Here is a 25,358-nt window from a genome sequence, read left to right as displayed (position 1 = left end):
TCAGGCCGGCGACGGACGGTCGTGCTGATAGCGGAGAACCGGGATCAGCACCTGGTCGACGACCTGGGTGAGGAACGCGTCATCGGCGGGTAGGCCGTGCGCGACGATGCGGGACATGGTGAGCGCGGGCGCCAGATCGTGGAACAGCTCCCGCTCGCCGGCCTCCGGCGGGATCTCCCCGCGGGCGGCGGCCCGGACCAGGATGGCGGTGCTGGCCACCCGCCCGGCTGGCAGCACCTGGTGACGCACCAGACGTTCCAGCTCGGGGTTGGTCCGCATGGCGAAGGTCAACGCCTGCATCAGGTCACAGTCGGCCGTGCAGATCGCGGCCGTGGCCCGCAGCAACTCGATCAGGTCGCCGCGGAGGGAGCCGGTGTCGGGCGGGTTGTGGACACCCACGTGCCGGTCGCGCAGGGCGGCGACGACCAGCTCGGCCTTGCCGTCCCAGCGCCGGTAGATGGTGGCCTTGCTGACGTGGGCGCGGGCGGCGACGGCGTCGATGGTCATCCGGTCGAAGCCGACCTCGCGCAGGGTGTCGATGACGACGGTGAACAGGTCGCTGTCGGTGCAGCGCGGAGCCCGGGATGCCGGAACCCCGGCACCCGCGCCCACCTGCTGACCACCCAGCATCCCGACCCCCCGCGAAACGATGTCGTACTGACACTAGTTCGCGGTTGGCTGATCGTGCAGGTTTTCGTGAGTTGCCTCGCACCGATTCAACGAAACGATTGCGTTTCTACCGGGAGGCCTGCGGGTGAACGGGATGATCAGCCGCCGGGGGCGAGGACCACCGGCACTGCCATCGTGTTGACGCGCGCGCCGTTCTCGGCGGACACCTCGTACACCTCGACGGTGCCCTTCTGTTCGCGGACCGTGCGCCAGCCGACCACCACCCGGTAGCCACCCCGGCAGCCGCTGCCGCAACTGGCGGTGCCGAAGCCGGTGGCCACCTCTCGGCCGGCGGCGTCCAGCACCCGGACGCTCACAGTGGCCTCGAACACTGTGGCGGTGCCGGTGACCACGAGCGGGGCGGAGACGCGCTCGCCGGGGATCGGGCCGGTGACCACGATCGGCGGCAGCAGGTCCGCGTAGTCCGTCCGGTCCACCGGGGCGGCACCGTCGAGGCGGACCTGACGCACGCTGGGGAACTGGGTGAGCGTCCACACCACCTGCGCCTCGCGTAGCCGCCGGGTGGCCGGGTCGCCGACGGACGGCACCCGCAGCGTCGCCACGCCGTCGGCGATGCGGGTGACCTCGACGCCGGCCGGAAGCACTGTGGTCATCCCGGTGGCAGCCTCCGCCGGGCTCGGTCCGGCGGCCAGCTCGGTCAGCGCCAGCCGGGACGTCGCGACAGTGGCCGGCCGGGTGCGCCGGGTCGGCACGAGCAGCCCGGCACGGACGTACCACAGCTCGATGGTCACCGGATCCGGCCGGCGCGTGCCGGTGGACGCCGCCGTCGACGGACTCGACGGCCGGTTCGTGGGTGGTGGCGTTGGCTCCGCGGCCCGGGTCGGGGTGGGTTCCGGGCGCTCGATGGGCGCGGCGGTGGGCGCGGCGCTCGGCGGCGGCGCGGTGGGCGCCGGGCCGAGGTCACCGGAGCGGGGAGTACCGCAGCCGCCGAGCAGGAGCGCCGCGACGAGCACCGGTACGCCCAGCCCGACCACGCCACGACCGGTCATCCCACACCGCCCGCCGCGCCGGCGGTACGCCCAACCGGACCCGGGCGCGGCAGGTCACCGTGCGGGCCGGCGGGACCGTCAGCTGGCAACTCCAGCCGGAACCGGGTCCCCTCGCCCGGTTCGCTGCGCACGCCCAGCGTGCCGCCAAGCAGTTCGGCGTGCTCCCGCGCGATGGCCAGCCCGAGCCCACTGCCCGGCGCGGAGCGGGATGGATCGACCTGGTGGAACCGGTCGAACACGCGGGGCAGATGCTCGGCCGGGATGCCCGGCCCCTCGTCGGTGACCTCGAAGACGACCAGAGGTCCCGAGCCCGCCACGCTGGCGGTGATCTCGCCACCGCCGTGCTCGACCGCGTTGGCGACCAGGTTGGCCAGCACCTGCTCCAGCCGACGCCTGTCGGTGCGCACCGCGACCGGATCACCGGTGACCCGCACCCGGGGCGACCAGCCGCGCGCCGCGACGATGCCGTGCAGCAGTGCCAACGCGTCGACCGGCCCGACGGCCAGCTGCTCCCGCCCGGCGTCCAGCCGGGAGATCTCCATCAGATCCTCGACCAAACGGCGCAGCCGGACCACGTCGCCGACCAGCAGCCGGGCCGCCGGCCGGGCGTCGTCGGGCAACTGGTCGAGGTGCTCGCGCAGCAGCGACGCCGCGGCCACCAACGCGGTCACCGGGGTACGCAGCTCGTGCGCGACGTCGGCGGTGAACCGCCGCTCGCGGGCCTGCGCGGCCGACAGCGCTGCGATCTTCGACTCCAGTGCCTCGGCCATCTCGTTGAACGTCGCCGCCCAGACGCTGAACTCGTCGCGCCCGTGTACCGGCAGGCGGGTGGCGAGCAGACCCTCGGTGAGCGCTCGGGCGGCCCGGCTGGCCCGGCCCACCGGCTCCAACGTGCGGCGGGCCAACGCGTGACCCACGGCGGCGGCGAGCAGCACCACGAGCACCCAGCCGGCCACCAACGCGGTGCGCAGCTGACCCAGGTCGGTGGCGACGTCGTCCTCCACGGTCAGGACGTACAGCTCGGCGGTCGAGCCGGGAATGCGCGCACCGATCACCAACAGCCGAGGACGCTCCGCCGGCGCGGAGCGCTGATAGCCGAGTCGCCCGTCCGCGACGACGGCCCGCAACCTGGTCCCCAGCACCGGGGCGTACGCGGGGTGCGAGGCGCGGGTCGGGCCGTCGACGAGCAGCACGTGCCGACCGCTGGCCTCGAAGCTGGTGAGCAGTTCGGTGCTGCGCTGCTCGGTCAGCGGCAGGAACTGCCCAGCGAGAACGAGTTGGTAGCGGGCGTCGGCGGTGGCCTCGTGCAGCGACGCGTCCAGCCAGGACTGCCGCAGCAGCAGCCCGGTCCCGCCGGCGAGGAGCCCGGCCGAGACGCCGGCGACCAGGAGGAACGCGATCGTCAGTCGGCGCCGCAGGCGGCCGGGGAACACCGCGCGTCCGGCCATCGCCGACCCCCCGTCAGCCCGTCGACAATTTGTAGCCGGCGCCGCGAACGGTCCGGATCAGCCGTGGCTGCGCCGGGTCGTCCTCGACCTTCGCGCGTAGCCGCTGCACCGCCACGTCGACAAGCCGGGAGTCGCCGAGGAAGTCGTGGTTCCAGACCAGGTCCAGCAGCAGATCCCGGGTGAAGACCTGACCGGGCCGGCGGGCCAGCTCCAGTAACAGGCGGAACTCGGTGGCGGTGAGCGCCACCTCCTGGCCGTTCCGGCGCACCACGAAGCCGCCCGGGTCGATCTCCAGACCGCCGACCTCGATGACAGTCGAGGGGGCCGGCACGCTCACCCGGCGCAGCACCGAGCGGACCCGAGCCACCAGCTCAGGCAGGTCGAAGGGCTTACGCAGATAGTCGTCAGCGCCGCACTCCAGCCCGACCACCACGTCGATGGTGTCGGTGCGCGCGGTCAGCATCAGGATCGGCACCTGGCTGGTCCGCCGGATCTCCCGGCAGACCTCCAGGCCGTCCAGGCCCGGCAGCATGATGTCGAGCACGATCAGGTCGACCGGCTGGGCGCGGAACGTGGCCAGGGCCTGCCGCCCGTCGACGGCGGTGTCGACCCGGAAACCGGCGCGGCGCAGACCGAGGGCGGTGACCTCCCGGATCGAGAAGTCGTCCTCGACCACCAACACGCGGCCCTCCATCATCCGAGGGTAGACCCGGCGCCACAGTGCGTAGTCCTGGCAAAACGGTCGACATCGGCGGCCGGCTGGCCCCCTCCGGGCGCGGTCCAACCGCTACCGTCATGTGCCTTGTGCACCCCTGAACCAGCTGACACGAAAGGGCACGACGTGAAACGTCATGGCTGCGTGATCCGACTCCGCCCCGAGCAGCGGGAGACCTACCTGCGGTTGCACGCCGCCGTCTGGCCGAGCGTGGAGAAGACGCTGCGCGAGGCGAACTTCCGCAACTACACCATCTTCCTCCACGACGACCTGCTCTTCGGCTACTACGAGTACGTGGGCGACGACTACGAGGCCGACCTGCGGATGATCGCGGCGGACCCGCAGACGCAGGAGTGGTGGAAGCTGACCGACCCGTGTCAGGAGTCGATCGCCGAGCCCGGCTCGGGGGACTGGTGGGCCCCGATGCGCGAGGTCTGGCACCTCGCTGACGAGGCGGGCGGGCAGGCGCCCGACCCGACCGAGCAGGGCGCCGGAAGCTAGCTGGTCGGACTGGCGCCATCGGATGGTCGGGGCCGGTCGGTCCCGACCATCCGTGTCTACCGGTGGGAGGCGATCCCGAGGACGTTGGTACGCCCCAGCGGGGTGACAACTCAGCTCCCGCATTGAAGAATAGCTTCATTCCGTCATGTGTTTCTGTCGATATATTGCGGAGGAAGCGTGCTCACGAGAAGGAATCTGCTCGTCGCCGCCGGTGCGGCGGTGGTCGGCGTCGTACCGCTGGCTGGCCCGGCCTCGGCCGCGTTGCCGCAACTGGACATGGAGGCGCTGATCAAGGCGGCGCAGATCGACCCGCGTCGGCCGGACACCGCGCTGACCGAGGGGGCCAAGGACAGCGTCCTGCTGGTGGAGCGCGCACTCCAGGCGAGAGGGCTGCTCTCGTCGGCGTACGTCGACGGTCACTTCGGCACCAGCACAATCGCCGCGTACGCCGCGTACCAGCGGTCCCTCGGCTACACCGGTCTCGACGCGACAGGTCTTCCCGGCCCGTCGTCGCTGCGGTCGCTCGGCGAGGGGCGGTACACAGTGGTCAGGGCGATTTCGCCCGGCAGCGTGGTGACGGTGCGCGGTGTGCAGGTCAACACGCGCACCAGGTCGATGCTGTTCGAGGCCGAACGCCTGCTCGGCCGCCAGCTCGGCATCACGCAGGGTTCGTACAGCAGCGGTGTGGGTGCCTCCGCCGGCACGCACGACGGCGGCGGCGCGCTCGACCTCTCGGTCAGCGGTCTCTCCTCGGCGGTCCGGACGGACGTGCTGCGTCGACTGCGCACCGTGGGCTTTGCCGCGTGGCTGCGGACCCCGGCCCAGGGAGACTGGGGTTACCACATCCACGCCATCGCGCTCTCCGACACCGACCAGTCGACAGGTGCGCAGAACCAGGCCGGCGACTATTACCTCGGTCGTAACGGCCTGGCCAACCGGGGCGTCGATGATGGACCGGCGGTCAGCCCGAAGCGGACCTGGGAGGAGTACCAGCGCACGCTCTGAGGCCCCATTTCGATGCCGGCTGTTCGGTGTACAGAGGAGCTAAGTTGTCCATCCGTCGTAGCCGTTTCCTGCGCGGCACCGCCGCCGTGCTCACCACGATCCTCACCACCGCGGCGATCAGCGTCGCCAGTTCGACCGGGGCCCAGGCGGCCGTGAACACCTCGACGAGTTACCTGGTGGTCTACAACAACAACATCGAGAACTGGCTGCCGAGCTCCTGCGCGGACGGGTACAGCTGGGACCGGCTGATCACCTACCTCAAGGGTCGGCCGTTGAGCCCGGACATCTTCACAGTGCAGCAGGTGTCGAACCAGACGCAGCTCAACACCCTCACGCAGCGCCTCTCCGACGAACTGCCCGGTACGTACGCCGGGCAGATCGCGATCGCGAGCCCGGGCTCGATGGGTTACACCAGCACCTGCGGCAAGCTGAAGAACCAGCAGACCAACGCGGTCATCTACCGCTCGGACCGGTTCACGTTCGAGGACGCCACCCGGTGGCGATCCGACGCCCCCGAGGACTACGACGCCGGCACCGGTGGGTGCCAGAACCTCGAACCCACCCGCAGCAGCCAGGACCGCGTCCACAACATCGCCGTCCGACTGCACGACAACCTCCGCAACGAGGACGTGTCGGTGGCCTCGATCCACTGGCCGACCAACACCTGGCACGGGCCCCTGTGCGCCGACGAGAACATCAAGGAGGCCGACGAGGCGATGGACCGCCTCGGTGGCGCCCTGAAGATCGTCGCGGGTGATGCCAACGCCGAGCCCGAGGACGCGGGCTGGTGGAACGACGGCAAGGCCGACGGGTACCGCGACCCGATCGCCGAGAAGTGCGGCAGCCGCGACTGCTCCTCGGCGTACGACACCAACGGCAGTCGGCGGATCGACTTCCTGCTGGTCAAGAGCGGCAACGGCTTCAGCAACGCCGCGACCATCACGCCGTCGATGACCGGCGGCGAGTACTCCGAGCACCGCGCCGTGACCGCCTACGTGAATTACTGACGACCCACCCAGCTGGACCGCACGCCGGCCGGTGATCCGGCCGGCGTGCCGTCGGTTACCGGTCGGTCAAGCTGCGAGAATCGGTGGTCGGGCTCACCCGTCAGGTCCCGATACTGCCTCGCGGTCGAAAGTCGTCGACAAACGTGTGGTCGTGCCTGTCGATTGGGATCGGTTCAGTTCGTAGCCCTGGTGAGAACCCGGCATCGCAACGGGCCGTACACCCACTGGAGGGCACGATGACCGTCACTGCGAACACGACCCGCGCCGCCACGTCGAAGGTCGGTGCGTTGATCCGGACCGGTGTCGCCGCCACTGTCGCGGCGAGCGTCGCCACCATGGCCGTCGCGGCCGCCGGACACCTGGCCGGGATCAGCCTCGAGCTGGGCGACGCCCCGATCCCCGTGTTGGGCTTCGGTGTGCTGACCGCCGTCTTCTCGCTGATCGGCGTGATCATCGCCGCGTTGCTGGCGCGTTTCGCCCGGCGCCCCCGGCTCACGTTCGTCCGCACGACTGTGGTCGCGCGCCGCCTCGCCGCCTGACCTGTACCCATCTGACCATCGAGCTACCGGAGGATCGTCATGAAGCAGTACCTGCTGTCCGTGCACGTCGTCGAGGGCGCGCCGGCGCCGTCCGACGAGGAGACGCAGACCATGTTCAAGGAGACGGACCGGATCAACGACGACATGCAGGCCGCCGGCGCCTGGGTCTTCGGCGGGGGTCTCACCTCGCCGGACAGCGCCACAGTCGTCCGTGTCGAGAACGGCACCACCGCCATGAGTGATGGGCCGTTCGCCGAAACGAAGGAGCACATCGCCGGGTTCTGGGTCATCAGGTGCGCGGACCTGGACGCGGCGCTGGCCTGGGCCGAGAGGTGCGCGGCGGCCTGCGGACCGGTCGAGGTGCGCCCCTTCGACGACCTGTCCCAGGCCTGACCAGGAGCTGGTCTCCCGACATGGACCTGGCGAGCATCTACCGCGCGGAGTACGGCCGCTGCGTCGCCACCCTGGCCCGCCTCCTCGGTGACATCAACCTCGCCGAGGAGGCCGTCCAGGACGCCTTCACCACGGCGGTGCAAAAGTGGCAGACCCTGCCGCCAAACCCGGGCGCCTGGATCGTGACCACCGCACGCAACCGTGCCGTCGACCGGCTTCGCCGGGAGTCGACCCGCGATGCCCGGCACGCCCAGGCCCTGCTGCTGTATCAGCAAGATGAGCCCCCGGAGGTGGGACCGGTGCGGGACGACCAGCTGCGACTCATCTTCACCTGTTGTCACCCCGCGCTCGCTCCGGAGGCGCGGACGGCGCTCACCCTGCGCCTGCTGGGTGGCCTCGACGTACCGGAGATCGCCCGGGCCTACCTGGTCCAGGAGGCGACCGTCGCCCAGCGGATCGTGCGCGCCAAGAAAAAGATCCGTGACGCCGCCATCCCGTACCGGGTGCCGGCCGAACATGAGCTGCCGGACCGGCTGCCGCCCGTCCTCGCCGTGCTCTACCTGATGTTCAACGAGGGCTACGCGTCCACCGCCGGCCCGCTGATCAGAACGGACCTGTGCGCTGAGGCGATCCGGCTCGCCCGCGAACTCGCCGCGCTGATGCCCGACGAGCCCGAGGTCCTGGGTCTGCTCGCCCTGCTGCTGCTGACCGAGGCGCGCCGCCCAGCCCGGCTCGGCCCGACCGGCGAACTGGTCCTGCTGGCCGACCAGGACCGGTCACTGTGGAACCGGCAGCTCATCGCCGAGGGCCATGACCTGGTCCGCCGTTGCCTGCGCCGCAACCGGCCCGGCCCGTACCAGATCCAGGCCGCGATCAGCGCGGTGCACACGGACGGCACCGCCACCGACTGGCCGCAGGTCCTGGCACTGTACGACCAACTCCTCGCGTTCGCGCCAACCCCGGTCGTGGCGCTCAACCGTGCGGTCGCCGTCGCCGAGGTGCACGGGCCGGCGGTGGCCCTGGCCGCGCTGGAGGACGTCGCCCTGCCGGGCTACCACCGGCTGCCCGCCACCCGGGCCGAACTGCTGGCGCGGCTCGGACGCGACGACGAGGCCCGAGCCGCCTACGACCGGGCCGCGGCGCTGGCCACCAACGAGACCGAGCGGGCCTACCTGAAGACCCGTCGCACCCAACTCACCCGTGAATGGAGAGCATCATGACCGCTACCTACACTGTTGACGTCTTTTCCAGCCTCGACGGCTTCGGCACCACCAGTGGAAACTGGGGCGGGTACTGGGGTAAGCAGGGCCCCGAACTGCTCGCGCACCGCCTGTCCCTGTACGGCGCGGAGCAGCGCATGGTGTTCGGAGCCAACACGTACCGGGCGTTCGCGCAGATGCTGGCCGCGAGCACCGGGGAGTCCGAGGTCCGCGACGCCTGGGTGACCCAGATGAGGAACCTCCCGGCGACAGTGGTGTCGAACACGCTGGAAGGCCCCCTCGACTGGCCGGACGCGACAGTCGTGCCCGGTGACGCCGTCGATGTCGTCGCCCGGCTCAAGGAGGCATCCGACGTGCCACTGCGATCGCACGGCAGCCTGTCGTTGAACCGGGCGCTGATGGCCGCCGGGCTCGTCGACTTCGTCCAGGTGACGCTCTTCCCGGTGATCACCGGACAGACCGGCACCGAGCCGATCTTCCAGGGCGCGGCCGACTTCGACCTGGAGCTGATCGAGAGCCGGACCCTCGACGGCCGTACCCAGGAGCTCGTCTATCGACCCACCCTGCACGTCTGAACCGTCCCGTCGATGATGTCGGCGATCGCGTCGAACGGGTCGAACTGGCCGATCTCCTTGGCCAAGACCTGCGCCTGGGAGCGGTAGCCGGGCTCGTTCAGCACCGCCTGCACCGCGGCGCGCAACTCGATGCTCCCCGGACTGCTGGTGCGCAGGTTGACCCCGGTGCCGGTCCACTCGACGCGGGCGGCCACCTCCGGCTTGTCCTCACTGGCGCCGGCGACCACCAACGGCACTCCGTGATACAGGGCGGTCTGCACCCCGCCGTAACCGCCGTTGGTGACAAGTGCGTCGGCGTGCGGGAGTAGCCGGTCGAACGGTACGAAGCTGGCCAGCCGCACGTTGCTCGGCACGTCGTGCAGGGCCTGGCGTACCAGGGCCGGGCCGTCCTCCCGTGCGGTGGCGGCGACGACGAGGACGTCGAGATCGGCAAGGGTCCGCACCGTGGGGATGACCAGGTCGTTCAGATCGTTCAGATCGTTGTTGGCGACAGTTCCCTGGGTGACGACCACCACCGGTCGGCCGGACGACAGCTCAGGCCACCAGGCCGGCTCCTCGTAGTCGTCAGTGCGAGAAGGAGGAAGCGTGCCGACGAAGCGCAGGTGCGCCGGCAGATCGCTGCGGGGGTACTCGAAGCCGGGCACGGTCAGCTGCAGGTAGTGGTCCGTACGGCGGAAGGGCGCGTCGAAAAGGTAGTCCGACAGCGTCACGCCCAACTCCTTCAGCGTTGCCTCGCCGAATGTCTGCAGAGCGGCGAAGACCTGGCGCGCCTCGGCGTTCATCGCTCGGTTGCGGGCGCGTGCCTCCTCGCCCGACGTCGGCAGTATTCCGGGGCCGAAAGCCGGAGTGTCCTCGCTCTGGATCAGCAGGGGGACCGAGCCCAGCGTCACGAGCGTCGGGCGTTCCTCCGGTGCCATGGCGAGGCTGAGCGCCGGTATCGACCAGAATCCGAGCTCACCCAGCACCACGTCCGCGGGGAACTCGGCCAGCAGTGCCCGCAGACCCTGCAGCTGGGCGGGCAGGTGGCCCAGGAAGAAGTTCTCGAAGTCGAACGACAGCTGGGCTGGCCCTGGCGCCAGCGTGGCCCGCGCCGGAAAGAGGGTGTCCAACCTCCGGTCGTCGAGGTCGGCTTTGCCGAACCGGAACCACAGCCCGGCCTGTCGGCACCCGCGTGAGTCAGCTACCCGTGCGCGGGTGCTGCGGTGCTTGTCCGTCCGCGATCTGGATGATCGTCTTGCCCGGAGCCCGGTGCTGACGGGCGAAAGCCGAGGCGGTTTCGTGTAGCGGCCGGACGGCGCCGACGATCGGTTTGAGCCGTCCGGACCCGAGGCGCTGGGCGAGGTCGATCAACCGGGCGCGATCAGGCTCGACGACGAAGAAGATGGCTCGCCCGTTCTTCGGCTGGACGGTCGGCGGCATGGCGATGGTGACGACGGTGCCGCCTGGGCGCACCAGGTCGGTCGACCGCTGGAGGATGTCGCCGCCGATGACGTCGAGCACCACGTCCACCTCGCCGACCTGGTGCAGGTCGTCGGCGTCCAGGTCGACGAAGGTCTGCGCGCCGAGCGCGAGCGCGAGATCACGGTCGTCGGCTCGGCCGGTGCCGATCACGTGGGCGCCCACCTCCCGGGCGAGTTGAACGGCGATCGAGCCGACGCCGCCCGCGGCGCCATGAATGAGGACGGTTTGGCCAGTCGCGAGGTGGGCGTGGTCGAACAGGCCCTGCCAGGCGGTCAGTCCGGAGATGGGCAGCGCCGCAGCCACGGTGTGGTCGATGTCGGCCGCGAGCGGAGCGAGGTTGCGAGCCTCCACCGCTGTGTATTCGGCCAGGGATCCGTTGCGCGTCCAGTCGGTCAGTCCGAACACCCGCTGGCCCACGGTGAGGCCAGTGGTTCCGTAACCGAGTTCGACCACGACGCCGGACAGTTCGTGGCCGGGGATGCTGGGTGTCCGGTCGCGGCCGGCGCGATCGGTCCACGTCCCCGGCCAGTCGAGTTCGCCGGGGGTGAAACCGGCGGCGTGGACGCGCACGACGACATCGTTCTCCGCGGCATGGGGGTACGGCATGTCGGTCAGGGTGAGCCCGCCGACACCCGCGTCGCGGTCGCGTACGGTAATCGCTCGCATGGGCGTCCAATCAACTCGGCCAGGGCGAACCGACGATGCGTTCGACAGTCGTCACGCGCTGGAGGCCGGGAATGAAGTGTTCGAGGATGTCGGAGTTCACGGTGCCGTTCGTGGTCTCGGGGCGATTCTTCAACCCGTCGACGTGCGCGCGCAGGAACTCGTTCTTGAAGTCCCCTCGCGGATGGGCGGCGAGGATGTCGGCCAGCTGATCGTGTTCCAGCCCGTCCAGACCGAGGCCGAGCACGTCGGTCAGGACGCCGAGGTACGTGGTCGCGATCTCCGGGCCCATCCGGTCGGGAATGCCCGGCGAGGTGTGCAGCGCGATCGCCGTCCACACGGTTTCGGCGGCGGCAGTCGAGAAGCCCCGACCCAGAAGGAACGCGCGCGCGTGGTCGGCGCCATCGATCTCGAAGCGCTGCTCGCCGTCGGCGAACGGGGTCAGGAGGCCGGAGTCGTGGAACATGGCCGCCAGATAGAGCAGCTCCGGGTCCGGTTTCACGCCAAGCCGGTGAGCGTGAATCAGACCGAAGAGAAAGACCCGGCGGGAGTGGTGGAAGATGACCGGTCTGGTCGTTTCCTGGATGTGCCTGGTTGCTTCGGCTACCGCCGCCGTCTCAGGAATCTCCAGCCCCCCGATGACCTCTGACATGTCCTCCGACCTTTCCGGCAGTGTGCGGACGTGCTGACGTCCTCCATGCTGCCTAGCGATCGTCGTACGCCGCCGCCCTCGTCCGGCCAGGAAACCCTCATATCCGGACACGGTTCACGCCCGGTGATGGCGTGCTACGAATGAGCGGTGCTGAACACCGGTCCGCATCGCGTCGCGATCTTCGTCTACGACGGGGTGACGTTGTTGGATGTCGCCGGGCCGGCGGAGGTGTTCAAGGAGGCGAACCGTTTCGGCGCCGACTACCGGATCGTGCTGCTGTCGCCGACCGGGGCGGATGTCACGGCGAGTCTCGGGGTTCGGTTGGCGGTCGACGGTGCCGTCTGCGCCGAGTCCGCCTTCGACACGCTACTGGTGGCCGGGTCCGACCACTATCCGCGCGCCCAGGTGCCCGCCGACCTGGCCGATGCCGTACGCGTACCGGCGGCGGTGGCGGGAAGGGTCGCTTCGATCTGCACGGGGGCGTTCGTCCTGGCCGCCGCCGGTGTCCTCGATGGGAAGCGTGCGACCACGCACTGGCAGGTCGCACACGAGCTAGCCGCCCGGTATCCAGCGTGCCGTGTCGAGCCGGACGCGATCTACGTTCGCGACGGCACCACGTACACCTCGGCAGGGGTGACGGCCGGTATCGACCTGGCGCTCGCGCTCGTCGAGGAGGACCACGGGCCCGACCTGGCGCGCGACGTCGCACGCGCCCTGGTGGTGTACATGCAGCGGGCGGGCGGCCAGTCCCAGTTCTCCGCGCCGTTGCAGGGACCGCCGCCCCGCTCGGCGGCGCTGCGGACCATCACCGACGTGGTGACGGCGAACCCCCGAGGGAAGCACTCGCTCACCGACCTCGCCAAACACCTCAACGTGAGCACCCGGCAGCTCACCCGACTCTTCCACGACGAGTTGGCCACCACCCCGGCCCGCTACGTGGAGAACATTCGCTTCGACATGGCGAGGGCGTTGCTCGACCAGGGCCACACAGCGACGCAGGCCGCGACCCTCGCCGGGTTCCCCAGCTACGAGAGCATGCGACGGGTCTTCGCCCGGAAGTTGTCGATCAGCCCCGCCGCCTACCACCGCCGGTTCGCCACGGCTCGCCGCGGCCAGCCGGACTAGTGCCTCGCTCGGCCATCCGCCCTGAACCGGGCGGACGGCCAAGCGGATCGGCCGGCTCCGATCACCACTGGTGGGCGACGTCGAGCACCACGCGGCTGTGGGTGCCAGGGCCGGCGAGCACGAGCACCCGGAACGGCAATCGCGCCCGTACGCCGACGGCGAAGGTGCTGTAGCCCTCGAAGCTGCCGCCGAAGACCACGTCGCGCAGTGTCGGGTAGCGCAGCAGGTTCGCCACGTGCTCGCCGACCGCGTAGGGCACGGTGCCCAGGTGGTCGTCGTCGTACGCCGGGGCGCGCAGCGAGACCCGCAGCAGCGCGCCGCCGGCGGTGTACGGGGACAGCGCCAGCCCTTCGCCCTCGGTCCACGTCTCGCCGTAGCCGATCGCGTAACCGTCGACCGGGCCGTTGAACTCGAACACCACCCGGTCGTAGCAGTCGTGCCGGCCGGTGCGTACGTCGACCAGCGGGGCGTCGCTCAGCACGCCGGCCGTCTTCTCCGCGCTGCCCCAGGTGATCCCGCAGTACGCCGACCCGGTCGTGGTGCCCGCGGCGGTGCTGCTGCCGGCGCCGACGACCAGGCCGGCGAGGACGACCACCACCGCTGTCAGTGCGCTCCTGATCCTCATCGTGGTTCTCCGTTCGAGAGTCGGGGCCACGTCGCGGCGGCGCTGCCGGTGACCCTCTGCCGCCACCGTCGTCCTGCCCCGGCACAGGCGCTTCGCCGCGGCGTAACCGCTGAGTAACAGCCGCCACATCGCCGGTATGACGCTTCCGCTATGCCGAACATCGATCGCCGTCACATTAATATCTACGTGCATCGATGACCCGGTGACCGACGGCCGCCGGACGACCGCAGGGGAGTACCCGATGTTCCGAGGACAACTGAGACGCGCGGCGCTGGCCATGCTGGTGGCGATCCTGGCGGCGGCCGGGATGCAGCTCGCCACCGGTGCGCCGGCCGCCGCCGTCCGCACCGTCTACTACGACGCGAGCCGGACCGGCGAGTTCCGCACCAACTTCGACCAGGCGGCGCAGATCTGGAACAGCCGGGTCAGCACCGTCCGACTCCTGCCCGGCACCCCGGCCAGCATCACCATCTACGTCGACGACGGCTGGCCCCGCGCGCAACCGACCAGCCTCGGCTCGGGCCGGATCTGGATGGGCCGCACGGCCGTTAACCAGGGCTACGACCGAACCCGCATCGCCACCCACGAAGTCGGCCACATCCTGGGTCTGCCGGACCGGCGCACCGGCCTCTGCTCCGACCTGATGTCCGGCAGCAGCGCACCGGTCTCCTGCCGCAACGCGAACCCCAGCGCCGCCGAGGCGAGCCGGGTGAATTCGCTGTTCGCCGGCACCCTGGCCGCGCCGGCCAGCAGGACCTACACCTGGAACGGCGCCTCGGACATCGAGCCGTTGGTGGTCGGCGGCCGGCCGGCCACGGAGAACTACCCCTTCATGGTGTACGTCTCCGGCTGCACCGGCACGCTGATCAAGGGCAACTGGGCGGTCACCGCCAAGCACTGTTCGACGCCGTCCTCGGTGCGCGTGGGCAGCATCAACCGTTCCAGCGGCGGGACCGTGGTGCGGGTGACCCGTGCGGTCAACCACCCGAGCGTCGACGTCAAGCTGCTGCAACTGGCCAGCTCGGTCACGTACGCGCCGGCCCCGATCCCGAGCACCTCCGGCGCGGTCGGCACCGCCACCCGGATCATCGGCTGGGGCCAGACCTGCGCCCCGCGGGGCTGCGGTTCGGCTCCGGCCGTGGCCAACGAACTCGACACGTCCATCGTGGCCGACAGCCGGTGCTCCGGCATCAACGGCCCGTACGAGATCTGCACCAACAACACCAACGGCAACTCCGGCGCCTGCTACGGCGACTCGGGTGGGCCGCAGGTGCGCCGGGTCAACGGAGTGTGGAACCTGATCGGCGCCACGAGTCGGGCCGGCAACAACAACTCCACCTGCGCCACCGGCCCGTCCATCTACGTCGACCTGCCGTCGATCCGATCGTGGATCTCCACTCAGGTGGGTGGACTGCCGGTCTGACCACCAAGGACATCGCGGGCGGGGGTGAGCGCCAGACGCGCCCCCCGCCCCGGTGTGCCGGTGCCACCCACGCGATCCCACGATGCGATACGGTGCGTGGCATATCCGGCACATCGGAGGTGGCGTCATGCCTACCGTCGTCGTCCTCGCGCTGACCCTCGCCCTCGCGCCCGCGCCGTCCCCGTCGGCCACCTCGAATCCGCTCGGTGACATCGTCGGCGGCGTCGGCCAGATCGTCGACGACCTGCTCGGCGGCGACACGCCGAGTGCCGCTCCGACGCCGAGCGTCACCCCCACCGGGGCGGCCACGCCGAGTCGCCCGCCGGTCGCCGGTCAACCCAGCCCGGCGGAACCCACAGCGATCCCCAGGCCCGCCGGGTCGGCGGGCGGCGCTCCCGCACCCGCAGCCCCCGATCGCCGCACCGCTGGGGAGGGCACCGGCACCCGCGAGGCCGCCGTGCCCTGGCGTGACGGCGACACCCCCGCACCGACCGCTCCGCCGGCGCTCGCCAACCCCACCCGGGATGCCTGGCCACCCGTGTCGTACCTGCTGGTCGTGGCGGTCCTCGCGGTGCTGGGTCTGCTGCTCCTGCGCCGCCGGGCCCCGGTCCCCGCCGCCGCACCCGACCCCGCTCCGGTACCGGATTCCGGCCCGGCACCGGATCCCGGCCCGGTGCCGGAGAATGTCAGCCGATTGCCGACCAGCCTCAACGCCATCTACGAGATGGGCCGGCAGGACGAGCGACTCGAACAGGAGCGCCGCCGGCGGACCTGAGGGCACGCCGTCCTCACGACGCCGAGTAGGCGCCCTCACGCCGGGGGATCTCGTCGTCGTACGCCCCGACCGGCCCGCTGTAGCGGGCCTTGCCCTTCGGGTACGGCCAGGCGTTCGCGGCGCATCCGTGCAGGCCCAGCGTCTGCTGCTGCATCACCGGCGCCGGCCGGCCCCGCCCGGGGCACCGTTCGTGGCCGTACCCGAGTTTGTGCCCCACCTCGTGGTTGACCATGTACTGCCGGTAGGTCTCCAGTGTGGCGCCGTAACCCGGCACCCCCTTGACCCAGCGCGCCACGTTGAGCACCACCCGGCCACCGTTGCGGCAGGAGGTGTAGGCGTCCGGCACGTCCTGGCAGAGGGTGTCGCGGGTGCCGGGGGTCGCCAGGTAGATGGTGAAGTCGGTCGGCTCGCCGGCGGCGACCCGGCGCAGTCGCCACGCTCCGCCCGCCGTCCACCCGCGTGGGTCGTTCAACGTCGTGGTGATCGCCGTGGCGATGTCAGTCGCCGGCAGGCCCCGGATGTCGCGCTCCACGGCGACCCGGTAGCGCAGCAACCGGCCGGCCGTCGCGCGCCCGCGGGTTGTCTCGCCGGGCGCCACCGACCAGCGGTTACCGCCGGCGGCGGGGTAGCTGACCGGGATGACGGGCGCGGAACTGGGTCGGACCTCGGCGGCCCCGGTCGGCCGACCGGCAGGTGTCGCCGGTCCGCTGGGCAGCGGTCCGGCGGCGACCGGGTCGGTGGCGGGTTGCCCGGCGGCGGGCAGGCCGCACCCGGTGAGCAGCGCCACCACCAGCAGCGACGCCATCGAGGCGGGACCCCGGCGGCGGGTAGCCTTCGTCGACATGTCTCTCCCCTCGCGCGTCGCTCGACGGCGGCGCGGAGGAGAAGACGGGTGACAGTGGCGAAAAGTTGATGTGACCCAGGGCTCAACCTTTTGCCGGCCTCGCCCGTCTGTAGCTCTGTGGCACGGGGAGGGTTCGCGGTGGCGCGGGGTGACGCGGAATTCGTGGAGTTCGCGCGGGCGGCGTCCGCGCGACTGGTGCACGCCGCGTTCCTGATGACCGGTGACCACCACCAGGCCGAGGACGCCGCGCAGACCGCCCTGGTGCGCACCTACGCGTCGTGGTCGCGGATCCATGACGACGACGCCTACGGGTACGCCCGCCGCACGCTGGTCAACCATCTGGTCGACGGGTGGCGACGGCCGATGCGGGAGTACCCGACCGACGAGGTGCCGGAACAGCGGCGTGGCGACCTGGCCGACGACGTGGCCACCCGGCGCTGGTTGATCACCATCCTCGGTGCGCTCAGCCCTCGGGAGCGCGCCATCGTCGTCCTGCGCTACTACTTCGACCTGCCGGAGGCGCAGGTGGCCAGGGAACTCTCCGTATCCGTTGGCACGGTCAAGAGCACCAGCTCGCGAGCCCTGGAGAAGTTGCGCACCGCCGCGCCCCGCACGGCCGATGAGGAGGCGCGCCGATGAGCGAGCTGGAACGGCTCCGCCACGCGATGCGGGCGACCGAGCGCCCCGACGCCGTGCTCGACCTGGACACCGTGATGCGCGAGGGACGTCGGTTGCGTACCCGTCGACGCGTCGCCGGAGCCGGGGCGGCGACGCTCGCGACCGGCCTGGCCGCCGTGGTCGTCGTGGTGGCTGTCGGTGCGTCCGGGCCGGGCGATCCGGCGCCGACCGAGCACCCACCGCCGGTCGCCGTCGCTCCGCCGTCGGTCGGTGTCTCGCCGTGGGCGGAGAAGTCGCCGGGCTCCACGCCACCGCCGACGGTGGGCCGCGACGAGCCGCCACCGAAGCCGCTGGGCCAGTTCGTGGACAGCGGGGTGCGGCACGGCACCGACCGGCGGATCTACTACTTCGTCCGGGTGTCCGTGGCCGGTGCGCCAAAGGTGTCCATCGGGCTGGCCGCCGGTCGCCAGGCTCCGGACGGCTCGGTGACCACCGACATCCTGGTCAACGACGTCGACGGCACCGACCGCAGCGCCGGGTTCCACCAGATCGGCTACGACGAGGGTTCTGCCGCGCCGGTGCCCACCTTCGGCTACTTCGTCGGCCCCGCCAAGCGGATCATCGGCACCGTCGACGGTCGGCAGGTCGACGCCCGGGTAACGCGCTGGAGTGTCGACAAGCAGGTGCTGATCTTCTGGTTCGACCCGGCGCAGCTCACCCCGGGGGAGCGGTTGGACGGCATCATCGCTCGCGACAGCAGCGGCCGCCGACTCTGACGAGCCGCCGGCGCTCAGACCAGTCGACGCTCGATGGTCACCGTCGTCCCCTCGGCGGTGGAGACCAGCCGCACGTCACCGTAGGCGTTCATCAGCAGCGCGCCGCGTCCCCGGTCCATCGCCGGCCGGCGGTCCCGCCACGTGCCGAAGTCCCGTACCGAGATCCGGCTCAACCCACCACCGACCTGCACGCGCACCCGTACCTCCGGACGGCTGGGCCGCTGCGCGTGCTCGACGGCGTTGTTCATGGCCTCCGAGGCGGCGAGCAGGAGATCTTCCAGCACGTCCGGGTCGACGTCCAGGTCGTCCAGCGCGCCCCGGACGTCCCGACGCATCGCGGCGGCGGAGGTGGGCGCGGACGGGTACGTCCACCCGACGTCCAGAACGTCGCCCAGCCCGTCCGGGTCGGCCGGCGCCTGCCCGACCACTGACGCGTCGCGGACAGGTTCGGCCGCCGGGGCCGGCGTGCCGGGGTCGACCGGGGCGGGTCGAGCCGAGGGAGTCGGGGTCGCGACCGTCGCCGGGTCGCCCGCGACGGCCGCGGCAGGGGCACGGTCGCGGGCCCGGCGGATGTTGGCCCGGATCCGGGCGATCAACTCGGCCGCGGCGAACGGTTTGACCAGGTAGTCGTCGGCGCCCAGGCTCAGGCCCTCCACGCTGGCCTCCCCACCGGCGCGGGCGGAGAGCACCAGCACCGGCAGCGTCCGGGTCGCCGGGTCGGCGCGTAGCCGGCGCACCAGGTCGAAGCCGTCCAGCACCGGCATCATCACGTCGGTCAGGACCAGGTCGGGCAGGTCGCGGTGGATCTCGTCGAGGGCCTGCCGGCCGTCGGTGACGGCCCGCACCCGCCAGCCCTGCCCGGTGAGCAGCCGGGTGAGGTACGCCCGCATGTCGGCGTTGTCGTCGGCGAGCAGGATCCGGGCGCCGGCCAGCTCGTCAGTGGCCGGCCCGGACGCGGGATCGGGCTCGGTCATCGCGTCGTCCGGTTCGGTGAGCCAGCCCATCGCCTCCTCGACGGCGGCGCGGGCGGCGTCACCCCGTCCGTCCACCGCCGGCCCGGTGACCGCGGTGCGGTGCGCCGCCGACCAGGGCAGCGTCACGGTGAACCTGCTGCCGACGCCCACCTGGCTGGTCACCCGCACGTCGCCGCCCTCCAGCCGGGCCAACTCGTGCACCAGGGCCAGGCCGATGCCGGTGCCCTCGTGACTGCGCGAGCGGGCGCCTCGCACCCGGTGGAAGCGTTCGAAGAGTTTCGGCAGGTCTCGTTCCGCGATGCCGATACCGGTGTCCGCGACGGTGAGGCGCACCTCCTCGTCGTCGGCGTCGAGGGTGACTCGGATGCGGCCGATGAACGTGTACTTCAAAGCGTTGGAGAGCAGGTTCGTGACGATGCGTTCCCAGTTGACCGGGTCGACAGCGACCGGCCGGGGCAGCGGTGGGCAGCTCACCTCGAGGGTCAGCCCGGCCCGCTCGACGGCGGCCCGGAACACTCCGGCGAGTTCGGCGGTCAGCGCGGCCAGGTCGACCACCCGGGCGTCGCTGCGCGCCCGCCCGGCCTCCAGGCTGGAGAAGGTGAGCAGGCTGTTGACCAGCGTCAACAGCCGAGTGGCATTACGCCAGCCGGTCTCCACCCGCTCCCGCTGCACTGCCGACAACGGCGCTGTGGCGTCGGTCAGGGCGTCGGTCAGCGGACCGAGGATGAGGGTCAACGGGGTACGGAACTCGTGGCTGACGTTGGCGAAGAAGTCGGTCTTGACCCGGTCCAGTTCCGCCATCGCCTCGACCCGGCGCCGCTCCTCCTCGTACTCCTGGGCGTTGCGCAGGGCCACGGAGATCTGCTGGGCGAGCAGTTGGTGGAACGAGCGGTACGCCTCGTCGAGCCCTCGGCTGGGGCTGACCCCGACGAGCAGGACGCCGATCGGCTGATCCTCGTCCGCGGAGGGCAGCGGGAGCGCCAGCGCGGTGCGGACCGGGTCGTTCCACGGGCCGGCGGGCAGTGGCAGCCGGTCGGCGACGTCGGTCACCGGTGTCGCCCGGCCCTCGGCGGCGTCCGCCAGCCCCCAGGCGTACGCGGGCTGGCCCGGGTCGGTCAGCTCGACGGCGTCCGGCAGGACCCTGGCGTGCCCCCGGTCGCCGCCGGTGCAGGCGACCCGCCGCAGCGCCGTGCCGTCGCGCAGGTAGATGGCGGCGAACGGCACGTCCAAGGGGTGGCCGTCGATCACGTCGATCAGCCGAGCGCCGGTGGCGTCCACGTCGACGGTGCGCCCGTCGCCGAGCACTGACAGGTCGCGCAGGAGACGCAACCGGCGTTCGCCGACCACCTGCTGGGTGACCTCGCTGCACACTGTCAGTACGCCGACGGTGCGGCCGTCGTCGTCGCGGGCCGGGGCGTGCGAGACGCTGAAGTACGCCTCCTCGCGGTAGCCGGCCCGCTCCAGCAGCAGTTGCAGCGCGGGGACCCAGCTGGCCACCCCGGTCGCCATGGCCTCTTCGATCAGCGGGGCGAGCACGTTCCAGCCCTCGGCCAGCGTCACCCGTACGTCGTCGCCGAGCGCGGCGGGGTGCTTGTCGCCGATCAGCGCGGAGTAGGCGTCGTTGTAGAGCTGGGAGTAGCTCTCACCCCAGAGCAGCAGCATGGGATACCGGGAGGAGAGCACCATCCGGACGGCGGCGCGCAGGCTCTGTGGCCACCCGCCGACCGGGCCGAGCGGAGTGCCGGCCCAGTCCAGTTGTGCCATCAACCGCCCGGTGTCGCCGCCGCCGAGGAACAGGTCAGTGCTGGGTCGTGTCACGCTCGATCCGACCCCATCGCAAGCCCCCGTTCCGGGCCCGACGACCCCTGCCGCGTTACCTACCCATCCTGACACCTCTACTCACCCGTGCCGACGCCGGTACCCACCGTCGAACCGGCGGCGGTTCGGAACGAACGACCGATGCTCAAGAAATAGATATCTGTAAGTGTCTCGGGTATCTCTCCAACCCCGAGGAGCCCCCATGAGAGGCAGAACGCTGAGCGCGGGAATCGCGCTTGCCGTGTTCGCCGGGATGACGGTGACGCTGGCCACCCAGCCGGCGACCGCGTCACCTTCGACCACGACGACGGCGGTGACCCGGCCGATCGCCGCGGCCACCGCCGCGTTGGCCGCACCGGACATCTCCATCACCAACGTCCAGGCGCACCTGACCCAGTTCAACGCCATCGCCACCAGCAACGGTGGCAACCGACGGGCCGGCTCAACCGGCTACACCGCCTCACTCAACTACGTCAAGACCAGGCTCCAGTCGGCCGGCTACACAGTCAGCGAGCAGTACTGCTCCAGCTGCCGGTACCCCTCGAACAACCTCATCGCCGAGTGGCCCGGCGGCCCGGCCGACCAGGTGGTCATGTTCGGCGCGCACCTGGACGGCGTCTCGGCCGGTCCGGGCATCAACGACAACGCCACCGGCTCGTCGACCCTGCTGGAGAACGCGCTGGTCCTGGCCGCGCAGAACCCGACAGTGACCAAACGGGTGCGGTTCGCCTGGTGGACCGACGAGGAGCAGGGGCTCAACGGCTCCCGGTTCTACGTCAACTCCCTCAGCGCCACCCAGCGCGGCTACATCAAGGGTTACTACAACTTCGACATGGTCGGCTCGACAAACGGCGGCTACTTCATCAACCGGGTCAGCTCGACCACGGCGGCGCCGCTGAAGGCGTACTGGGACTCGTTGGGCCTGCAACCGGAGGAGAACGTCGAGGGTCAGGGCCGCTCCGACGACTACTACTTCCAGCAGGCCGGCATCCCCACCTCGGGCTACGCCGCGGGCGCCAGCGCCCGCAAGACCAGCGCCCAGGCGGCCAAGTGGGGCGGCACCGCCAACTCCGCGTACGACCCGTGCTACCACCGGTCCTGCGACACCACCGCCAACGTCAGCGCCACAGTGCTGAACCGGGCGGCCGACGGTGTTGCGTACGCGCTGTGGCAGCTCGCCGTGGGCGGCGGCACCCCGACCTGCACCGGCGGTCAGGTGGTCGGAAACGGTGGCTTCGAGAGCGGCAGCACGCCGTGGACCGCGTCCTCCGGCGTGATCACCAACGCCAGCGGCCAGCCAGCCCGAACCGGGTCGTACAAGGCATGGCTCAACGGGTACGGCAGCACCCGCACCGAGAGCCTGTCGCAGTCGGTGACCCTGCCGGCCGGCTGCTCCACGTACACGCTGTCGTTCTGGCTGCACATCGACACCGCCGAGACCACCAGCTCCACGGCGTATGACCGGCTCACCGTGCAGGCGGGTTCGACCACGCTGGCGACGTACTCGAATCTCAACGCGGCGACCGGTTACGTGCAGCGCAGCCTCAACGTGGCCGCGTTCGCCGGGCAGACGGTGACGCTGCGGTTCACCGGCACCGAGGACTCGTCGTTGCAGACCACCTTCGTGATCGACGACGTGACGTTGCAGGCGAGCTGACCACGTACCCGAGAAGGGCCGCCACCGGTTCCTACCGGTGGCGGCCCGTCGCGTCGCGGGTCAGGGGAGCTGCGGGTAGAGCGCGGCGACGCCGCCGGCCAGCCCGGCCTGCACCTGGCGGCTGGTCTCGTCGGTGACGATCTCGTACGCGTCGGCCTCGATGCCGTCCACGCCGATCCGGGCGATCACCGCCGGGTCGGACTTCGGGGCGTCGACCCCGGCGGCCATGTCGGTGTCCATGTAGCCGACGTGCAGGCCGGCGACCCGGACGCCCCGCTCGGCGAGCTGGACGCGCAGCGCGTTGGTCATCGCCCACTCGGCCGACTTCGCGGCGCCGTACGCCCCGACGCCGGGGAAGTTGACCCAGGACAACACGGAGAGCACGTTGAGGATCGTCCCGCCGCCGTTGCCAGCGATGATCGGCGCGAACGCCCTGACCATCGACAGGTTGCCGAAGTAGTGGGTCTCCAGCTCCAGCCGGACGAGGTCCAGGTCACCGTCGAGCAGGTTGGTGCCCGTCTCGATGCCGGCGTTGTTGATCAGCAGGTTCACGTCGCCGGCCAGCTTCGCGGCGGCGGCCACCGAGGCGGGGTCGGTGATGTCGAGCCGTACCGGCGTCACGCCGGGCAGGTCGACGCTGTCGGGGTTGCGGGCGCCGGCGTAGACGGTGGCGCCACGGGCGAGCAGTTCGGCGGCCAGGTGCCGGCCGAAGCCACGGTTGGCGCCGGTGACGAGAGCGGTGCTTCCAGCGATCTTCATGGCCGCCACGCTATCCGGCCTGACTTCTGTTAAGCAAAGTCAGCTATCTCACGCGGGTGGGCCCACCGGATCGGGAATACGACCCGGATGCGCCCACACCCCGACCGGTGACGACTCGTATCCTTTCCGCGAACCTTCGCACGAGCCGAGATGGGAGACGGTGTGAGCAACCAGGCCGAAACGTTGGAATTCCAGGCCGAGGCGCGTCAGCTCCTCCAGTTGGTGGTCCACTCGATCTATTCGAACAAGGACGTCTTCCTGCGGGAACTCATCTCGAACGCGTCCGACGCCCTGGACAAGCTTCGGCTGGCCACCCTCGTCGACAAGGACCTCGTCGCTGACACCGACGACCTGCACGTCGCCCTGGAGATCGACAGCGACGCCCGCACCCTCACCGTGCGCGACAACGGCATCGGGATGACCCGCGACGAGGTCGTCCAGCTGATCGGCACGATCGCCAAGTCGGGCACCGCCGAGCTGCTGCGCCAACTTCGCGAGTCCGCCGACGCCCACGCCAAGCAGGACCTCATCGGCCAGTTCGGCGTCGGCTTCTACGCCGCGTTCATGGTCGCCGACCGGGTCACCCTGCTGACCCGCAAGGCCGGCGAGACCGGCGGCACCCGCTGGGAGTCCACCGGCGAGGGCACCTACTCGATCGAGTCGGTCGACGAGGCGCCGCAGGGCACCACTGTGACGCTGCACCTCAAGCAGGCCGACACCGAGGACAACCTGCACGACTACACCGCCGAGTGGACCGTCCGCGAGATCGTGAAGCGCTACTCCGACTTCATCGCCTGGCCCATCCGGATGAGCGTCGAACGCCCCGGCGCCGACGGAGAGGCCGCCACCACCGAGGTGCAGACCCTCAACTCGATGAAGGCGCTCTGGGCGCGGCCCCGCGACGAGGTCGACGCCGCCGAGTACAACGAGTTCTACAAGCACGTCAGCCACGACTGGGCCGACCCGCTCGAGGTCGTGCACATGAAGGGCGAGGGCACCTTCGAGTACGAGGCGCTGCTCTTCCTGCCCAGCCACGCCCCACTGGACCTGTTCTCCCCGCAGGGCCGCCGTGGCGTCCAGCTCTACGTCAAGCGCGTCTTCATCATGGACGACTGCGAGGCGCTGGTCCCGACCTACCTGCGCTTCGTCAAGGGCGTGGTCGACGCGCACGACCTGTCGCTGAACATCTCCCGGGAGATCCTCCAGCAGGACCGGCAGATCCAGATCGTCCGCCGCCGCCTGGTGAAGAAGGTCCTCGCCACCGTCAAGGACCTCAAGGCCAACCACGCCGAGCGGTACCGCACGTTCTGGACCGAGTTCGGCGCGGTGGTCAAGGAAGGGCTGATCGACGACACCGACAACCGGGGCACCCTCCTGGACATCCTGTCGGTGGCGTCCACCAACGACCCGGCCGAGCCCACCGACCTGGCCGGCTACGTGTCGCGGATGAAGGACGGCCAGAGCGACATCTGGTACGCCACCGGCGAGTCCCGGGCCGCCATCGAGAACTCTCCGCACCTGGAGGCGTTCCGGGCCAAGGGGCACGAGGTGCTGCTCCTCACCGACCAGGTCGACGAGGTGTGGGTCGAGCGGGTCGGCACGTACGACGGTCGGCCGCTGCGCTCGATCGCCAAGGGCGAGATCGACCTGGACACCGACGAGGAGAAGCAGCAGGCCGAGGCCGAGCGCGAGCAGCAGCGACAGGAGTTCGCCGGGCTGCTCGACTGGCTGGGCGCCACCCTCACGGACAATGTCCGGGAGGTGCGTCTGTCGTCGCGACTGACCACCTCGCCGGCCTGCGTCGTCGGTGACGCCCACGACCTCACCCCGACCCTGGAGAAGATGTACCGGGCGATGGGGCACGAGATCCCGACGACCAAGCGGATCCTGGAGATCAACCCCGGTCACCCGCTGGTGTCCGGGCTGCGCAAGGCCCACGAGCAGGGCAGCGACCCCGCCACCCTGACCGAGACGGCCGAGCTGCTCTACGGCCTGGCGGTGCTCGCCGAGGGCGGTGAGCTGACCGACCCGGCCCGCTTCACCCGAACGCTCGCCGATCGGCTGGCGCGCACCCTGTAGGCGTACCCCTTCGGCTGCGGGGTTCCC

The 25,358-nt window shown here is 70.9% G+C and carries 25 protein-coding genes; 14 read left to right on the top strand and 11 right to left on the bottom strand.

The features are described 5' to 3' along the window. The 4 genes from ACLJOK_RS13165 to ACLJOK_RS13150 form a co-directional block, all read right to left on the bottom strand. Window positions 1-630 (bottom strand): TetR/AcrR family transcriptional regulator, encoded by a 630-nt coding sequence (locus tag ACLJOK_RS13165; protein ID WP_410818657.1) that lies wholly within the window; start codon window positions 628-630, stop codon window positions 1-3. A gap of 137 nt (window positions 631-767) precedes the next feature. After that, complete coding sequence (locus ACLJOK_RS13160; RefSeq protein ID WP_410818655.1) at window positions 768-1,679, bottom strand: Gmad2 immunoglobulin-like domain-containing protein; 912 nt, start codon at window positions 1,677-1,679, stop codon at window positions 768-770. After that, the gene (locus ACLJOK_RS13155; protein ID WP_410818654.1) at window positions 1,676-3,127 is read right to left on the bottom strand and encodes a sensor histidine kinase; all 1,452 of its coding nucleotides are present in this window, start codon (window positions 3,125-3,127) and stop codon (window positions 1,676-1,678) included. Before ACLJOK_RS13155 ends, ACLJOK_RS13160 begins: the two co-directional genes overlap by 4 nt. 13 nt (window positions 3,128-3,140) lie before the next feature. After that, window positions 3,141-3,821, bottom strand: a complete 681-nt coding sequence (locus tag ACLJOK_RS13150; RefSeq protein ID WP_410818652.1) for a response regulator — start codon at window positions 3,819-3,821, stop codon at window positions 3,141-3,143. A gap of 165 nt (window positions 3,822-3,986) precedes the next feature. Between ACLJOK_RS13150 and ACLJOK_RS13145 the strand changes: the two genes are divergently transcribed. From ACLJOK_RS13145 to ACLJOK_RS13115, 7 genes are all read left to right on the top strand, one after another. Next, window positions 3,987-4,343 (top strand): L-rhamnose mutarotase, encoded by a 357-nt coding sequence (locus ACLJOK_RS13145; RefSeq protein ID WP_410818650.1) that lies wholly within the window; start codon window positions 3,987-3,989, stop codon window positions 4,341-4,343. Between the two features lie 177 nt (window positions 4,344-4,520). Further along, the gene (locus ACLJOK_RS13140; protein ID WP_410818648.1) at window positions 4,521-5,348 is read left to right on the top strand and encodes a peptidoglycan-binding domain-containing protein; all 828 of its coding nucleotides are present in this window, start codon (window positions 4,521-4,523) and stop codon (window positions 5,346-5,348) included. Between the two features lie 44 nt (window positions 5,349-5,392). Beyond that, window positions 5,393-6,355 carry a hypothetical protein gene (locus ACLJOK_RS13135; RefSeq protein ID WP_410818647.1) on the top strand — a complete coding sequence of 321 codons (963 nt, stop codon included), beginning with the start codon at window positions 5,393-5,395 and terminating at the stop codon, window positions 6,353-6,355. Between the two features lie 236 nt (window positions 6,356-6,591). Continuing rightward, the gene (locus tag ACLJOK_RS13130; protein WP_410818645.1) at window positions 6,592-6,894 is read left to right on the top strand and encodes a DUF6069 family protein; all 303 of its coding nucleotides are present in this window, start codon (window positions 6,592-6,594) and stop codon (window positions 6,892-6,894) included. Window positions 6,895-6,933: 39 nt separating this feature from the next. Then, window positions 6,934-7,287 (top strand): YciI family protein, encoded by a 354-nt coding sequence (locus tag ACLJOK_RS13125; RefSeq protein WP_410818643.1) that lies wholly within the window; start codon window positions 6,934-6,936, stop codon window positions 7,285-7,287. A gap of 20 nt (window positions 7,288-7,307) precedes the next feature. Continuing rightward, window positions 7,308-8,507 carry an RNA polymerase sigma factor gene (locus ACLJOK_RS13120; protein ID WP_410818641.1) on the top strand — a complete coding sequence of 400 codons (1,200 nt, stop codon included), beginning with the start codon at window positions 7,308-7,310 and terminating at the stop codon, window positions 8,505-8,507. After that, window positions 8,504-9,082 carry a dihydrofolate reductase family protein gene (locus ACLJOK_RS13115; protein ID WP_410818640.1) on the top strand — a complete coding sequence of 193 codons (579 nt, stop codon included), beginning with the start codon at window positions 8,504-8,506 and terminating at the stop codon, window positions 9,080-9,082. The genes ACLJOK_RS13120 and ACLJOK_RS13115 overlap by 4 nt, the downstream gene beginning before the upstream one ends. On the opposite strand, the gene ACLJOK_RS13110 is transcribed toward ACLJOK_RS13115, so the two are convergent. The 3 genes from ACLJOK_RS13110 to ACLJOK_RS13100 form a co-directional block, all read right to left on the bottom strand. After that, window positions 9,058-10,191: a glycosyltransferase gene (locus ACLJOK_RS13110; protein WP_410818638.1), complete on the bottom strand. Its 1,134-nt coding sequence runs from the start codon at window positions 10,189-10,191 to the stop codon at window positions 9,058-9,060. The genes ACLJOK_RS13115 and ACLJOK_RS13110 overlap by 25 nt on opposite strands. A gap of 67 nt (window positions 10,192-10,258) precedes the next feature. Further along, a complete protein-coding gene (locus ACLJOK_RS13105; RefSeq protein WP_410818636.1) occupies window positions 10,259-11,209 on the bottom strand; it encodes an NADP-dependent oxidoreductase in 951 nt (316 codons plus the stop codon). Between the two features lie 10 nt (window positions 11,210-11,219). Then, window positions 11,220-11,858 (bottom strand): HD domain-containing protein, encoded by a 639-nt coding sequence (locus ACLJOK_RS13100; protein ID WP_410818634.1) that lies wholly within the window; start codon window positions 11,856-11,858, stop codon window positions 11,220-11,222. Between the two features lie 147 nt (window positions 11,859-12,005). On the opposite strand from ACLJOK_RS13100, the gene ACLJOK_RS13095 reads away from it, so the two are divergent. Beyond that, complete coding sequence (locus ACLJOK_RS13095) at window positions 12,006-12,983, top strand: GlxA family transcriptional regulator (protein WP_410818633.1); 978 nt, start codon at window positions 12,006-12,008, stop codon at window positions 12,981-12,983. Window positions 12,984-13,044: 61 nt separating this feature from the next. Here ACLJOK_RS13095 and ACLJOK_RS13090 read toward each other — a convergent pair whose 3' ends face one another. After that, window positions 13,045-13,608, bottom strand: a complete 564-nt coding sequence (locus ACLJOK_RS13090; RefSeq protein ID WP_410818631.1) for a hypothetical protein — start codon at window positions 13,606-13,608, stop codon at window positions 13,045-13,047. Between the two features lie 136 nt (window positions 13,609-13,744). On the opposite strand from ACLJOK_RS13090, the gene ACLJOK_RS13085 reads away from it, so the two are divergent. Continuing rightward, entirely contained in the window at window positions 13,745-15,031 is a 1,287-nt protein-coding gene (locus tag ACLJOK_RS13085; RefSeq protein WP_410818630.1) for a snapalysin family zinc-dependent metalloprotease, read from the top strand. A 127-nt stretch (window positions 15,032-15,158) separates the two neighbouring features. After that, the gene (locus ACLJOK_RS13080) at window positions 15,159-15,806 is read left to right on the top strand and encodes a hypothetical protein (protein WP_410818628.1); all 648 of its coding nucleotides are present in this window, start codon (window positions 15,159-15,161) and stop codon (window positions 15,804-15,806) included. A gap of 13 nt (window positions 15,807-15,819) precedes the next feature. Here the strand turns inward: ACLJOK_RS13080 and ACLJOK_RS13075 are convergent, their stop codons facing one another. Further along, window positions 15,820-16,650 carry a DUF3152 domain-containing protein gene (locus ACLJOK_RS13075; RefSeq protein WP_410818626.1) on the bottom strand — a complete coding sequence of 277 codons (831 nt, stop codon included), beginning with the start codon at window positions 16,648-16,650 and terminating at the stop codon, window positions 15,820-15,822. Window positions 16,651-16,788: 138 nt separating this feature from the next. Between ACLJOK_RS13075 and ACLJOK_RS13070 the strand changes: the two genes are divergently transcribed. Continuing rightward, the gene (locus ACLJOK_RS13070; RefSeq protein ID WP_410818624.1) at window positions 16,789-17,289 is read left to right on the top strand and encodes a SigE family RNA polymerase sigma factor; all 501 of its coding nucleotides are present in this window, start codon (window positions 16,789-16,791) and stop codon (window positions 17,287-17,289) included. After that, window positions 17,286-18,044, top strand: a complete 759-nt coding sequence (locus ACLJOK_RS13065; RefSeq protein ID WP_410818622.1) for a hypothetical protein — start codon at window positions 17,286-17,288, stop codon at window positions 18,042-18,044. Before ACLJOK_RS13070 ends, ACLJOK_RS13065 begins: the two co-directional genes overlap by 4 nt. A gap of 14 nt (window positions 18,045-18,058) precedes the next feature. On the opposite strand, the gene ACLJOK_RS13060 is transcribed toward ACLJOK_RS13065, so the two are convergent. Next, on the bottom strand, window positions 18,059-20,836 hold the full coding sequence (locus ACLJOK_RS13060; RefSeq protein WP_410818620.1) for an ATP-binding protein: 2,778 nt from the start codon (window positions 20,834-20,836) through the stop codon (window positions 18,059-18,061). 202 nt (window positions 20,837-21,038) lie between these two features. Here ACLJOK_RS13060 and ACLJOK_RS13055 point away from each other — a divergent pair, with 202 nt between their 5' ends. Then, a complete protein-coding gene (locus ACLJOK_RS13055; RefSeq protein WP_410818618.1) occupies window positions 21,039-22,493 on the top strand; it encodes a M28 family peptidase in 1,455 nt (484 codons plus the stop codon). Between the two features lie 60 nt (window positions 22,494-22,553). Here ACLJOK_RS13055 and ACLJOK_RS13050 read toward each other — a convergent pair whose 3' ends face one another. Further along, complete coding sequence (locus tag ACLJOK_RS13050) at window positions 22,554-23,252, bottom strand: SDR family oxidoreductase (protein ID WP_410818617.1); 699 nt, start codon at window positions 23,250-23,252, stop codon at window positions 22,554-22,556. Between the two features lie 150 nt (window positions 23,253-23,402). On the opposite strand from ACLJOK_RS13050, the gene htpG reads away from it, so the two are divergent. Continuing rightward, window positions 23,403-25,331, top strand: a complete 1,929-nt coding sequence (htpG, locus tag ACLJOK_RS13045) for a molecular chaperone HtpG (protein ID WP_410818616.1) — start codon at window positions 23,403-23,405, stop codon at window positions 25,329-25,331. Window positions 25,332-25,358: the final 27 nt, after the last annotated feature.

This window comes from Micromonospora sp. 050-3 (assembly GCF_046549335.1).
Taxonomy (GTDB): domain Bacteria; phylum Actinomycetota; class Actinomycetes; order Mycobacteriales; family Micromonosporaceae; genus Micromonospora; species Micromonospora trifolii.
Note: the sequence above shows the minus strand (reverse complement) of the source record. Positions and strands in the feature narration are given on the sequence as shown.